Consider the following 13047-nt stretch of genomic DNA (forward strand, 5'->3'; position numbering starts at 1 on the left):
CACGGTACATTGCAATGTCAGCGTCACGGATGAGTTCTTCTGCCTGCTGATAAGTTGTGGCGCTGAAAGCGATGCCAATACTGATACTAGTAAATACTTCCTGTCCACCGAGATTGAAAGTTTCTGCCAAGGCTACATTTATTCTGTTAACTATATGTGTGACATCATTTAAGCCTTTGATATCCTCCAATAGGATTGTGAACTCATCTCCTCCTAAGCGGGCAACTGTATCTCCTGCACTCAGGCACCTTTCTAATCGCCGTGCCAGCGCAGTTAGCAATTGATCCCCGATGATGTGACCAAGACTATCGTTAATCACTTTAAAGCGATCCACATCTAGGAACAGGACAGCGAATCTGTAGTCTGAATGACTCTTTGTTAACTCAAGCGCATGTTCCAACCGTTCGAGGAAGAAGGCACGGTTTGGCAGTCCAGTGAGTGAATCGTGAAAAGCGTCATGAATTAATTGTGCTTCGGCTTCTTTTTGCTTTGTAATATTCAACACCGTACCACTGAAACGTAGCGGTTTTCCGTTGGCATCAAAGTAGGCTTGCCCTTTTGCCCTCAGCCAGCGTTCAACTTTATCCTGAATGCCGATTGTTCGATACTCAGTGTCATAAGAGCCACCCGACGCCGGATTGAGCGTCTCTTGAATAATTTTCCGAAGGCGAACGCGCTCATCAAGATGTAAGCCCTCAAAAAACACCTCTATGGTAATCTCGGCATCGGGGGGTAACCCAAACATGGCTTTGCAGCCGATATCCCATTTCAATTTTCCTGTCACCAGATTCCAATCCCAAGTTCCTAATTGGGCAGAGGCGATTGCTATCCGCAAACGATCTTCATTCTCCCGCAGGGCTGACTCGGCTTTTTTGCGATCGCTAATATCCTTGAACAGGACGGCAACTTTGTGGTTCTCTGGCTGCTCGATGCGAAATGCATAAACATCTAACCAGCGTTTCATGTCTTCAGAGCCATTTTCAAAGCGAACGGGTTCACCCGTTAAAGCCACTCTGCCATAAGTCTCAAACCAGAATTGTTCCAGATTGGGAAGGAGTTGGCGTGCCGTTTTACCCACTGCCTGTTGGAGCCCGGTTTGTCGCTCAAATGCAGGGTTTATTTCCAGAAAGCGATAATCGATGGGTGTAGTATTTTCATCAAACAGGACTTCGATGACACAAAAGCCATCTTCCATCGTTTCAAATAGCGTGCGATAGCGTTCTTCCGAGCGTTGCTGGGCTTCCTCGGCTTTTTTGCGAGCGGTTATATCTCGTGAAATAGACAGTAGCTGTCTCACTTGTCCATCCGCATCTTGTATTGGTGTAACGATAACATCCCACCATTTCGGTCTACCTTTTGGCGTTAGACAGAACCCCTGAAATCGTCCAACTCCTCCCGCTTTGGTGGCAGCCGCAATTGCCTCTTCTACCTTGGCTCGATTGTCACCCTCCCAAAAAGCAGTCCACTTAGCATTGCGAACAGACTCGAAATTGTCGTAATCCATCAAACACAGCCCTGCCTGATTGACGTAAAGCAGCCGTCCGTCAATATCTAAGACTTTGATGCAGTCGTTACTGCTCTCTAACATACGTTGCTTAAACTCTTCGCTCTCCCGCAATGCCGCCTTTAGCTGCTCTAACTGGGCAGCTTTTTCGGCAACACGCTGTTCTAGTTCACAGTTAGCGCGTTGTAGGGCGGCTTGGGTCTTTTTTTGCTCTGTCTTGTCACGGGCAATGCAGTACATCACTCCCCTATCAAGCTGCGGCGATCCCGTCCATGCCAGCCATCGGTAGCAGCCATCCTTCGTGCGATAACGATTCTCGAAATTGAGTGTTGGTATCCCCGCATTCAGCTTTTCCATTTCTGCCAGTGTGGCGGAGTAGTCGTCTGGATGCACGAAGGAAAGAAAAGGATTGGCTAATAATTCTGCTTCTGAGTAACCGAGGATTTGGGTAAATACAGGGTTGATCCGCTTAAAGTAGCCATCCAGACTAATGACCGACAGCAGATCGAGCGATCGCTCAAAGAAAAAAGCTTCTTCGGATAAAACCAATTGATTCACGGATGAGGCAACAGGAGCAGAGGTCATAACAGAATTACAGAGCAGGGAAAGCGCAATTATCTCACTTCATTACAATTGTAATTATTTTAACATGCAACAGAGAATAGAGAATAGATAATAGAGAAAAATCATGGTTTTTTTAAGAGGATATACCAATTAAAAATGTATTAATTTATTCATTTAAGACTTCAAATTACTTTATCGCCTGAGCCGATAACAGAGAAAAAATTTTTGTATTGAAGTTTACAATGTGTCTCTTCAGCCCTCTGCCTTTCTTCAGTAATTAATAAGGGTTGTAAGTATATTTACGTTTCTTCACTTGCGTTCTGTTGATTGCTGTAAATTTACTTAGATTGATATGAAAAATCTAAAACATAGAAATCAATTTTCTGAAAACAAGAGTTTTACCTTTAATTTGGTGACTCTACTTATTGATACTCCCCGCCCTAAAGGGTCGGGGATTCTACATTCATCGTCAGCACTTGCTCTAGCAGGCTTTCGCCAACCAAAGTAGAGGTTCCAACTCCTGTAGCGTTTGTTCCCGGATGCCCTCCGGTACCTTGACGAGCAAGATTTAGAATATTAATTGCTGCAATAAATTAGTTATATTTAAGTTGTAAGAATTATTAACCGCCATAGTCTATAGCCCAAAGGGCATAGCCTACGGCAACGCGGAGCGTGGGCTATGCGCTTAGCAATGATTGTAGACTTTTTCCGTCGCAATCAGAAAGGTCGCTGGGAACTTTTTTCTTATGGAAAAGACGAAGAAGTACATCTAGAAAGTGTTGATTTTCGCTGTTCCATAGCAGCGATATATGAAGATGTCACTTTAAAGGATGCAATTAGTGAATAGTGAAGCTGTGATTTAAAGAAAAGGGACGAGGTTCTGCAATTCCATAGCCTTGAGCATAATTGACTCCCAGTGTTTTAACTTTTTGTAAAATGGCATCATTTTCCACAAACTCGGCAATGGTTTGGATGCCCATAACTTGCCCAATTTGATGTATCGCTTCTACCATGACTGAGTCTATTGGATCGTCCACAATATCTTTAATAAACTCACCGTCAATCTTAAGGTAATCAACAGGTAAATGTTTGAGATAAGCAAAGGAAGACATTCCATTGCCAAAGTCATCTAAAGCAAATCGACAACCTAAATTGCGAAGTTCTCGAATGAATTGAGCTGCTTTACTCAAGTTTGCGATCGCCACAGTCTCGGTAATTTCAAAACAAATAAGAGAGGGGGGAATTTGGTGTAAGGCAAACTGTTCGTAGAGGAACTCAATGAATTGTTCGTCATTGATGCTAGCTCCAGAAAGATTGATGGCATACAAATAATTGCATTCACACTTTGATGACTGACAACAGCTCCAGATTTCTCGATAGTGCTCTGCTTGAGTAGCAAACAGTGTTTGGATCACCCAGCGATCGATGAGGTGCATGAGGTTATAGCGTTCTGCGGCTGGAATAAATGCCATTGGCAGAATCAAATGTCCCGCTTTGTCTTGCAGGCGCACGAGCACCTCATAATGCTCTCCTTTTACCTGAGGCGATGCAGTCGGAACAATAGACTGATAGTACAGACACAACCGATTTTCTTCTAACGCCTGAGTAATTTGCCCCACCCATTGCATTTCCCCGTGCTGACGTACCAAATCGATATCGTCACTTTGGTAAATATGTACTCGATTCCGTCCATTGTTCTTAGCTGCATAGCAGGTAGCATCGGCAGCGCTGAGGACTGTGGCAATGTTCTTAGTGTCTTTGTCAATAACAGCTAGTCCAATACTGACGCCAAGGGTAAAAGGTTTGTCTTGCCATACAAACCGAAATTCTCGAATTTGCTCGCGCACAGCATTCGCGATTTGCACTGCCCGATCTAAAGAGCATTGATTAAGCAAAATACCAAACTCATCACCGCCTAAACGAGCCAGTGTATCTGTTTTGCGAATCTGGGATTGAAACAACGTTGTGGCTTGACGTAAAAGTTCATCGCCTGCAGTGTGACCACAGGTATCGTTAACGATTTTGAAATTATCTAAATCTAGGTAGCACAAGACGTGAGTTTGATGTTGTGCCTTAGCCGAAATCAGTGCTTGCTCTAAACAGTTGTCAAACTCGCGACGGTTGACCAATCCAGTCAAAGCATCATGAGTTGCTTGCCAAGACAACTGACGAGTCAGGCTGCGGATATGGGAAATATCATGAAACACCATAACGGCTCCAATAACCCGCCCATCCTTCATACAAATAGGTGCTGCAGAGTCATCAATTGGAAGTTCATTCCCATCACGACCAATCAGAACCGTATGTTGGGGAAGTTTTGCAATACGTCCTTCACGTAATGCGATTTCGACAGGATTTTCAACTGGCTGACGAGTCTGTTCGTGGACAATCTGAAAAACTTCTGTGATGGGTAATCCTTTTGCCTCTGAATGACTCCAACCTGTGAGGGTTTCTGCCACTCGGTTTAGATGTTGAATTTTACCTAGGGCATTGGTGGTAATGACTGCGTCTCCAATGGATTGCAAGGTGACTTGTGCTAACTCTTTTTCCTCAAAGAGTGCTCGCTCAGCTCGTCTCCGCTCAAAAAGTTCTCGCTGTAAATAATCATTTGCTTGAACTAATTCATGGGTTCGCTCTGCAACGCGAATTTCCAGTTCCTCTTTTGCCTGTCTCAAGGCTTGCTCAACTTGTTTGCGTTCGTTAATCTCAATTGTTAGTTGTTCGACAGCCTGCTGTAATTTTGCAGTCTTTGCCTGGACAAGCATTTCAAGCTCATGATTGAGCTTTTGCAAACTAGTCTCTGCTCGTTTGCGCTCAGTGATGTCAACAGCAACGCCACCGACAAACCGTTGCCCAGACAGGTCTGTCATGGGAAATTTAAAGGTTAACCAGTAATGCAGACAATTATCTGGGGTAGGAATAATTTCAATAGTCTCGATTGGTTTATCTGTGGCAAGAACGATTCGATCGTTCTCATCGACTTGCTTTGCTGTCTCTTCTGGTAACCAATCGTAATCGGTCTTGCCTTGTAAATCGCTCTGTTTAAGCTTAAAGATGCGCTCCATCAGCTCGTTGACATAAACATAACGCCCATTTTCATCCTTAATGAAGGACACCGTAGGACTGTGGTTCATAAATGCTTGAAAGCGAGCATCGTTGAGTTGATTCAGTCTCTCTAATTCACGAACCTTTGCTTGAGTACCTTGATGAAGGCGCGATTGACGTAGGGCGATCGCACACTGAATTGCAACCTGCTGCACCAATTCTACTTCCATCTCTTCAAAAGTTTGCTGTTGCGGTTTTAACAACCACAAGTTACCCAAAATTCCTTGGTCATCTAAAATGGGGCAAACCAGGATAACTGCTTTAGTCTGATTGGTGCTAACAGAATGTTTTGTCGTAAAACAAAACTGACATAAATGCCCCTGCAATAAATGGCTGTCGAGATGGGGAGCGCAAGCATCTGCAATCGCATATACGCAATCTTGAACGGAGTTTGGCACAAGAGGGTATTCATGGTAGATAGTTGAAGCAGTGTAGTCAGTGTGATGGAGTCCAACATGACAACATTCAGCCTTCAAGGTCGTTGCCAATTCCCGCACAACTGTTTGTAAAATGTGATTTTCATCAAGACTACTGCGAACTTTATGGGTAATGCATTTGAGAGTGCTTTCAAAATCGAGAGCATGTTGTAGGTAGTAGGTTTGCTGTTGAACCTGCTCCTCCAAATAAGTTTTAACCTGAAGCTTGACTTGCTGATAAAGTTGCCGCTGCCGAATAGCATAGCCGAGGGATCGCTCTAAAATTTGAACATTAATTTCACGCTTAGATAAACAATCTACCGCACCTAATTCCATGATTTCTGAGCCAGGACCATGATTTGAGGACGAGCTTGTCAGTATAATCACGGGGATTTCACAATTGCTTTGCAATGCTTCTCGAAGTAAATCTAAGTCGTTGTGAGTACATATGTGATAGTCAATCAAATAGATATCGTGCTCCTGACGGGCGATTGCCTCCAACGCCGTTTCATAAGTTGATACCCATTCCAAATCAAAGCGAGTTACCTCAACATCAGCCAATAAGTTACGAGTCATGATGTAGTCATCTTCGCTATTGTCTATAAGGAGGACTCGAACTAAGCTTTTGTCCATAAGGTTACTGGGGCTTTAGGTAAGTATATTTAAGGTCTGGTGTCTGGACTGATAGCAGTGTGTAATTCCATCAAGTACATGAGTAGGGACGTTCCTGCTGTTTGCCCTGACACTCAGGCGTTGCTAGGTATACCTTATCCATATGAAAACTGCTATTATTGGCGGTTAACCTGAGTTTGAGTTTTTCCTAAACGAGTTTAGTATCATGATGCAAGAATCTACCTTAGGTAAGCAGCGCTCAGAAGAATTTTATTCTAGCTTTAGAAGTTATTAAAGCTACAACAGTATTTTCTCTGACCTGGAATTATTTTAATTTTCTCTTAAGCTTTTATCGTGTTTTTCCATTGTTGAAACTACGGTTTAAAAAAAATAAATAGGTATAAAGATATGCAAAATAAAGTTAAAATATCAGTATTGATATGCGATCGCTGCAAAGGTTTTAAAGCGGGGCAACTCACGTAAATTTGCGTAAAAATTTATGTAATTATGTATTAACTTGTTACAGTACTTTGATACTTAATTAATGAGTACTGAATTACCCTTTGTGAAGTACCTACACCAACTGCTAGGCGTGCGGTTAAATGTATAAGCAGTTAGAAAAAGGGTTTAAACAACCTATGCTTGAAATTGTTAATAGCCAAAACCCACGTATTTTTGCCAAATTAATTTAGAGCAAGTCTGGCTTAATGCAGGCTGCTGAGACTATTGAACAGGTTCTTACCAATGACAGTGCTTTTTAATATATCTCTAAATTGTATTCATGGATATTGCCTCCCCGATTTTTACTTTTGTTTTCAAAAGTTTGTCGTTTCCTGACAGTGATAAATTTGGTACTCGTAGCCGTACACGGGTGGAAAAGATTGGTTATCGGCGATGCAGTTATTAAGTTGTACTGGTGCATGGAAATTGACCAGCCACAAGTCCAGAGGTCGTGGTAGCTGGCTTAAGGTGTTTTGCAAAGTAGTTGTTGAAATCTCAGGTTTTTGGTTTTGATGGGCAAGGAGAAAAAGAGGGGATGGAGAAAGAGAACTTTGAATTTTTAACACTCTTGCTAAACCCATCATTTCTCCAGTTTGCACATGAGTTTTATGTGTTGTAGCAATAAGTACGGGTGACTGGGACACTTGCTGAATCAACGGAACTAAAAGGTCAGGACGGTAGTATTTTGGATAACCCAGGTTGCAGACAACTACCAGTGCGCTAACCATTCCCATTGATAAAATTATAGAAACAGCTGTTCTTCCAGAGGAAGGAAAAAAGTTTTGTTTATTGTTGGGAGTGTGCCAACAAATTGCAAGACTGGCACCTAGTAAAACTATCACTGCTGGAAAGTAGACAAAGTAGTATCTTGCACCTCGTGTCAGGTCAATCTCAAGAGCATAGGTGAAGAAAAAGAATAGGCTAATGCCACCGATAACCACCATGCTAAATAACTGAGCCATTAAACTACTTGTAGGTTGCTCGATCTGCCTAACAATACCATGCTTCAGAATTGGCAGCACCCAGATAAAGAAACCTAACATCGCTAAGCCAGAGATAATGACTACTACCAATGACGAAGCAGACACTGGCAATAAATATAACATACTAATTAACGTAACTAAGGCTTGAAATATTGGGCTAATCCACTCTAATAATCCGCGATCGCCACTTTGAATCCAGTCAGTCAACTCACCTCCACGGTTTGCTTGCAAAAATAGTGGTAGCCAGAGCAAACCCTCTATCATTGTGCTAATAATAACAACCAATATTTGCCACCAGGGAAAATAAGAAACACGTTGTTTCTGATTGAGGCTGACTGAAAATTTACCCTTAAACTGACGCCAAGCAAGAAAAATTAACCATATAATTTCAGTGCCAAAGGTAAGAGCAAAAAAATAATGAGTAGCAATACCGATACCATTAATACAGATCCAAAGCAATACAAGCCAAGCGGGTATGGGTATCCAGCGTTGAATGTGCTTTGTAGCAATGACCAGACAACTTAGGGAGGCAATGACCCACAGGATCGCTAGTGTGTAATGACGCGCTTCTTGGGCGATAAAAATGCCATAGGGAGAAACTGTCATCATTGCCGCAGCTAACTGACTCACTAGCTGCGATCGAAAAGCAAGCCAGCTTATCCCATAAATCGCTGGGATGGACAAAGCACCAAATAAAGCACTTAACGCTCGCGCTGCCCATACAGATGCTAAACCGTTAGAACTGGGCGAAAACAGCTTCATCCAGCAGTGAGATAGAATGAAGTAAAGCGGTGGATGATTGGTCTCTGTAAACAAGTGTTTCAGGACATCGGCAATTCCAGCATTTGGATTGGGTTGGAGTGGCTGCAACAGAACATCAAGGGTAATTGCTCGATCCAGTGGTACTGTACGAAAACTATTACCCAGACTAAAAACGATAGTGGAAAACTCATCAGTCCAAGGGGGCTTAGATTCTAACAGTGTAAGGCGTAAGCCAACGCCAATGACTACCCATATGAATAGAAATAACCACCACTTCACCTTTTTTTACCCTTAAAGAAAATTGAAAATTGAGGGAAAACGTTGCCGCTGTTGCAATTGTGATGAATCCAACGGGCTTTCAGGTTGTTTGAAATCAATCAATAAGACAACTCTAATGCTAGCTCCCTTATTCCATGCTTCGTGCTCTAGCTTATCACTAAATATTAAGCACTTGCCTTCAGACCAATTTCTTGTTTCAGTACAAACTCCGATCCCACATCCTTCAGGAATGATTAAACCGAGATGGTAGCGTAGCATTCCATCCGGGTATCCAGTGTGAGGTGCAATATGGGTACCAGGTGCTAGAGAGGAAAAGCCTGCCGTAGCCAAATTGGGAATAGCCTCTATCAGCTTAGTGATTTCCGGGCATAACTCACAGTTCTTATTTATTTTTATACCAAAGGCATATAAACCAAAAGTATCCCACCCTTTTCCGTATAAAAACTTTTCCGACCAAGGAATGAAATCACCTTGCCGCAGCTGATTGAGTTCTTGCTTAATGATTTGCCAATTAGATTTTAGAAGGGAAACAAATTCAAATTGAGAGGTTTCGTAAAATCCAGTCATTGTTTGACTCATTTCTATTAACTGTGTTTGAAAAATCCTAACTAAAGTTCAAGTTTATTGGTTTCAATGGATATAATTCAAGGGAGGTTTTACCTTGAAAAATTGCTGTGCTCTTTTTCTTGCAACTGTCCCAAGCTAATTTATTTCACCGTCTACTTAGTCAGACTACTATTTCTTGGGCTTAATGATTCCCCACTGAGCTAGTAATCTTGTAGTTAACAAAGAAATGATGAAGGACAAAGTACGGAGTCACGCGTTAAAACCACCTATGCGAGGTAACATTCTCCTAACAAGTCCCATTCACTCCCATCCTCTCTTTATTTCTTACCAAAGTGATGGTCTTTCTGGTTTTTCTTGATGGAAATTCGTTTAATAATAAATCTCGTTTTGTCATTTATTACTCATAGGTTCCGGTTTTCAAGATTGCATTTTAACAACTTTGTCTTTGTTTAATTTAAACAGGTAAATTATGTATTGTCTATGCTTTATAAAAAGTTGGCTATCTATCAACTGTATTTGGTTTTCTAAGTTATTCCATGATTTTTTAGCAAGGAATTTTACTGCTTTGTAGGGAATTGGTGCCCACCCTAGTAAAAGGTCATCAAAAAGCTCTAAAGTTGGTTTAACGTATTCGTTAAACTTTAACATGGCCAGGTCTAGAGTAGGTGTGACTCTCGATGTTATATCCTCAGATTTAACTATCTCAAAACCATATTCTTCAAGAGCTTTTAGATACTCGCTTTTTTCGTGTGTACAAAGGGCAAAGACATTATCGTTTGGAAATTTTTCCCTCAGAAAATAGTCAGAAATTAATAAGCTACCACCGTCTTCTAATAAAGTAGAACATTTGTCAAGCCCCTCTCTCAGAGGAATATATTGAGCACTCTCACTCATTAAAATCAGGTCATAGGTTTTATCTGTTTCAAACTTCTCAAATTTACTTAAATGAAATGGAACCTTTCCTTTAGCTATAAATGCTTTTTCTTGAGCTATATCTGGCGACAAAGCTTCAACTTCAAATCCCTTCTCTAGTAGTCGAAGTGTATTTCCTCCAATTCCACACCCAACATCTAGAACTGTTTTCACCTCTTGAGGAATAAATGAAATGAGATGATCGATGTACCTTTTTTGTGCTAAGAATAAATTTTCGATGTTTAATTCATCTTCTAAATTCCAATACCCATAGTGAAGGTAGTCTGATTTTGTCAGCTTGCGATAATAATCAAGTATAGGATCTTTAATTGGTTTGGACATTGCTTGTATTTGCTATATTTTGTTAACCCCACCCAGTTTAGCAAAAAGAACTATGCTCTTTAGAATGGATTTACATTGAAAAAGACTTGAAACTACGTTCGGGAGTTAAGAGGAATCATAAGTGAGTATAGCCCGATACTTGTTCGGGTCATAGCGACTAACGTCTTTGATTGTTTATCCAGTATCCAATAGATTTGTTTTAAATGAACTGGTTGATACGGGTAACGTAGTGAACTGCATATTACTGATGCTGTTTTCCTTTGATATTGAACTCTTAAACCATTATTTTACGTACTCTACCTTTAGATAATATATGTAGGTATAATGACACACATTATTGATGAAGGTTCCTCAAAGTTCAATAATTTAAGCAGGTTCAACTCAGTGTTGTAACTTTCAACTCAAGGCAAAAACAATAGTAAACGATATCAGCGATTTGAGATAGTGTGAACAAACTTTAGGATATACGCGACGCAACCAATAAGTTATTCAAAAGACAGGGGCACAGGGTATGGGAGAAGGTGGAAAAGTAGGGAACAAAAAATACGAATTAACAATCAAAACCCAGAAAGGTCTGATACGCGGTCTAGAAGCCGTATTGCCTGACCGCACAGTTACAATTAATATTGATAAACAAAGTTAGCTGCTCTGAGTACCACTTAATGATATCGTTTGCTAAATGAAACTGAGTTTTAATAGTGCTTTTGATTATTGGTTGAAAAACAAAGGCAAGCGCCCAGCCTTTGCTTGGGCTCTATCTATCCTATGGTTGCTTGTAATTTGCTGGCTAGCTTTCTTTTGGCATTTAGGCAGTACTGGCTTGGTGGATGAGACGGAACCACTATTTGCTGAAGCTGCTCGCCAGATGACAGTGACAGGTGATTGGATCACGCCGTTTTTCAATGGCGAGACTCGCTTCGATAAGCCGATTTTAATCTACTGGTTGATGGCAATAGCCTACAAAATCCTAGGTGTAAACACGTGGGCGGTGCGTTTCCCTTCAGCACTTAGTGCCATGGGATTAGTCAGCTTGGGCTTCTATACATTATGGTCTTTTGGTGTTGGCAGCTCAGCCCATTTTCAGTCCGAAACAAGTAGGGGCGCACATCAAACACGGCAATACTGGCTTTGCGCTGGATTGGGTTCTGCTTTGATAGCGTTAAATCCAGAAACCATCGTTTGGGCAAGAATTGGTGCTTCTGATATGTTGCTGACTGGATGCATCGGTGGGGCGTTGTTGTCTTTTTTTCTAGGATATGCCCAACCCTCGAAGCCCCGCATACAAGCACGTTGGTATCTTGTTTTTTACGTGCTAATTGCCTTGGCTATTTTGACAAAAGGACCAGTGGGAATTGTCTTGCCGGGACTGATTATCGGCGCTTTTCTATTGTATCTGGGTAACGGGCGGCAAGTTTTGCAGGAAATGCGTCCCCAGTGGGGTGGTCTTTTGATTCTGCTGCTTGCGCTGCCCTGGTACGTGTTGGTAATTTGGCACAATGGCTGGGATTATACTAATTCTTTTTTTGGGTATCACAATTTAGAACGTTTTACAAACGTTGTAAATCACCACTCGGGTCCCTGGTACTTTTACTTTTTAGTGGTGCTGATTGGTTTTGCTCCTTGGTCGATCTATTTACCGATATCGATCGCACGACTAAAATTTTGGCAGCGTGGTTACTGGCGCTCTTCAGAACGCTCCTCTCAACTAGGTCTATTCGCTCTATTCTGGTTTGTATGTGTTTTTGGTTTCTTCACCATTGCCAGTACCAAGTTGCCCAGCTACGTGTTGCCATTAATGCCAGCTGCAGCTATTTTGGTGGCGTTAATGTGGAGCGACCAATGGAATCAGACAAAGAAGCTGAAAAGTAAGGATGGAAGGAAGAACAGATTTTTCTTTTTTAGTGGCTGGTTCAATGTGGTATTTCTACTAGTATTGGCGGTCGCATTCTTCTACAGTCCCAACTTGATAAACAGTGACCCAGCTATAGTCAATCCGCGCCAAGTCATTGAACAATCGGGTTTACCGATTTTGGGATCTGCTATATGGGCAATGACTGCTGTGGCTGTGATGGTTTTAGTATGGCAGCGGAAGTGGCATGAAGTATTGAATATAAATTTGCTGGGATTTTTGGCATTTTTAATCTTTGTGCTCATGCCAGCTAATTTACTACTAGATCAAGCACGTCAGTTACCTTTACGTCAGCTATCTGCAATTATCACTCAAGTAGAACAACCAGGTGAGCCCTTAATTATGGTAGGCTTTAAAAAGCCTAGTGTTGTATTTTACACGCAGCGCTCGGTTAAGTATTTTTCATCATCTCGAATCGTTAAGTCAAGGATTAAAGAGTTTGTCATTACTCAGCCCCAATCACCTACCTTACTCATCCTCAGCCAGCCTAAAAAATTCGAGGAGATGGAACTAGATGCCAATCGATACCAAAATTTAGGTACAGCGGGTACGTACCAGCTGATCCGAATCTCTAAATCAGAATTTTAAGCA

General features: G+C 41.6%; 7 protein-coding genes and 1 pseudogene. 3 read left to right on the forward strand and 5 right to left on the reverse strand.

Annotated features, from left to right (window positions below):
* Positions 1 to 46: 46 nt before the first annotated feature.
* Positions 47 to 2089: pseudogene (locus tag ACYRY3_RS22870) on the reverse strand (PAS domain S-box protein); the annotation flags it as partial.
* Positions 2090 to 2747: 658 nt separating this feature from the next.
* Here ACYRY3_RS22870 and ACYRY3_RS22875 point away from each other — a divergent pair.
* Positions 2748 to 2915, forward strand: a complete 168-nt coding sequence (locus ACYRY3_RS22875) for a hypothetical protein (protein WP_460203936.1) — start codon at positions 2748 to 2750, stop codon at positions 2913 to 2915.
* Here ACYRY3_RS22875 and ACYRY3_RS22880 read toward each other — a convergent pair.
* From ACYRY3_RS22880 to ACYRY3_RS22895, 4 genes are all read right to left on the reverse strand, one after another.
* Positions 2905 to 6222, reverse strand: coding sequence for an EAL domain-containing protein (locus tag ACYRY3_RS22880; protein ID WP_460203937.1), 3318 nt, complete (start codon positions 6220 to 6222; stop codon positions 2905 to 2907). The genes ACYRY3_RS22875 and ACYRY3_RS22880 overlap by 11 nt on opposite strands.
* A gap of 794 nt (positions 6223 to 7016) precedes the next feature.
* The gene (locus tag ACYRY3_RS22885) at positions 7017 to 8726 is read right to left on the reverse strand and encodes a glycosyltransferase family 39 protein (RefSeq protein WP_460203938.1); all 1710 of its coding nucleotides are present in this window, start codon (positions 8724 to 8726) and stop codon (positions 7017 to 7019) included.
* 12 nt (positions 8727 to 8738) lie between these two features.
* Positions 8739 to 9305 carry an aspartyl/asparaginyl beta-hydroxylase domain-containing protein gene (locus tag ACYRY3_RS22890; RefSeq protein ID WP_460203939.1) on the reverse strand — a complete coding sequence of 189 codons (567 nt, stop codon included), beginning with the start codon at positions 9303 to 9305 and terminating at the stop codon, positions 8739 to 8741.
* 405 nt (positions 9306 to 9710) lie between these two features.
* Positions 9711 to 10547: a class I SAM-dependent methyltransferase gene (locus ACYRY3_RS22895; protein WP_460203940.1), complete on the reverse strand. Its 837-nt coding sequence runs from the start codon at positions 10545 to 10547 to the stop codon at positions 9711 to 9713.
* A gap of 511 nt (positions 10548 to 11058) precedes the next feature.
* Here ACYRY3_RS22895 and ACYRY3_RS22900 point away from each other — a divergent pair.
* Both ACYRY3_RS22900 and ACYRY3_RS22905 read left to right on the forward strand, forming a co-directional pair.
* Positions 11059 to 11190 carry a hypothetical protein gene (locus ACYRY3_RS22900; RefSeq protein ID WP_460203942.1) on the forward strand — a complete coding sequence of 44 codons (132 nt, stop codon included), beginning with the start codon at positions 11059 to 11061 and terminating at the stop codon, positions 11188 to 11190.
* A gap of 36 nt (positions 11191 to 11226) precedes the next feature.
* Positions 11227 to 13044: an ArnT family glycosyltransferase gene (locus ACYRY3_RS22905; protein ID WP_460203943.1), complete on the forward strand. Its 1818-nt coding sequence runs from the start codon at positions 11227 to 11229 to the stop codon at positions 13042 to 13044.
* Positions 13045 to 13047: the final 3 nt, after the last annotated feature.

This window comes from Scytonema sp. NUACC21 (genome assembly GCF_054684315.1).

What these genes read in the sequence shown, in the direction of transcription:
- ACYRY3_RS22900 (WP_460203942.1), top strand. Translation starts at nt 11,059, where the DNA reads ATGGGAGAAGGTGGAAAAGTAGGGAACAAAAAATACGAATTAACAATC.
- ACYRY3_RS22880 (WP_460203937.1), bottom strand. Translation starts at nt 6,222, where the DNA reads ATGGACAAAAGCTTAGTTCGAGTCCTCCTTATAGACAATAGCGAAGAT.
- ACYRY3_RS22905 (WP_460203943.1), top strand. Translation starts at nt 11,227, where the DNA reads ATGAAACTGAGTTTTAATAGTGCTTTTGATTATTGGTTGAAAAACAAA.
- ACYRY3_RS22875 (WP_460203936.1), top strand. Translation starts at nt 2,748, where the DNA reads ATGCGCTTAGCAATGATTGTAGACTTTTTCCGTCGCAATCAGAAAGGT.
- ACYRY3_RS22890 (WP_460203939.1), bottom strand. Translation starts at nt 9,305, where the DNA reads ATGAGTCAAACAATGACTGGATTTTACGAAACCTCTCAATTTGAATTT.
- ACYRY3_RS22895 (WP_460203940.1), bottom strand. Translation starts at nt 10,547, where the DNA reads ATGTCCAAACCAATTAAAGATCCTATACTTGATTATTATCGCAAGCTG.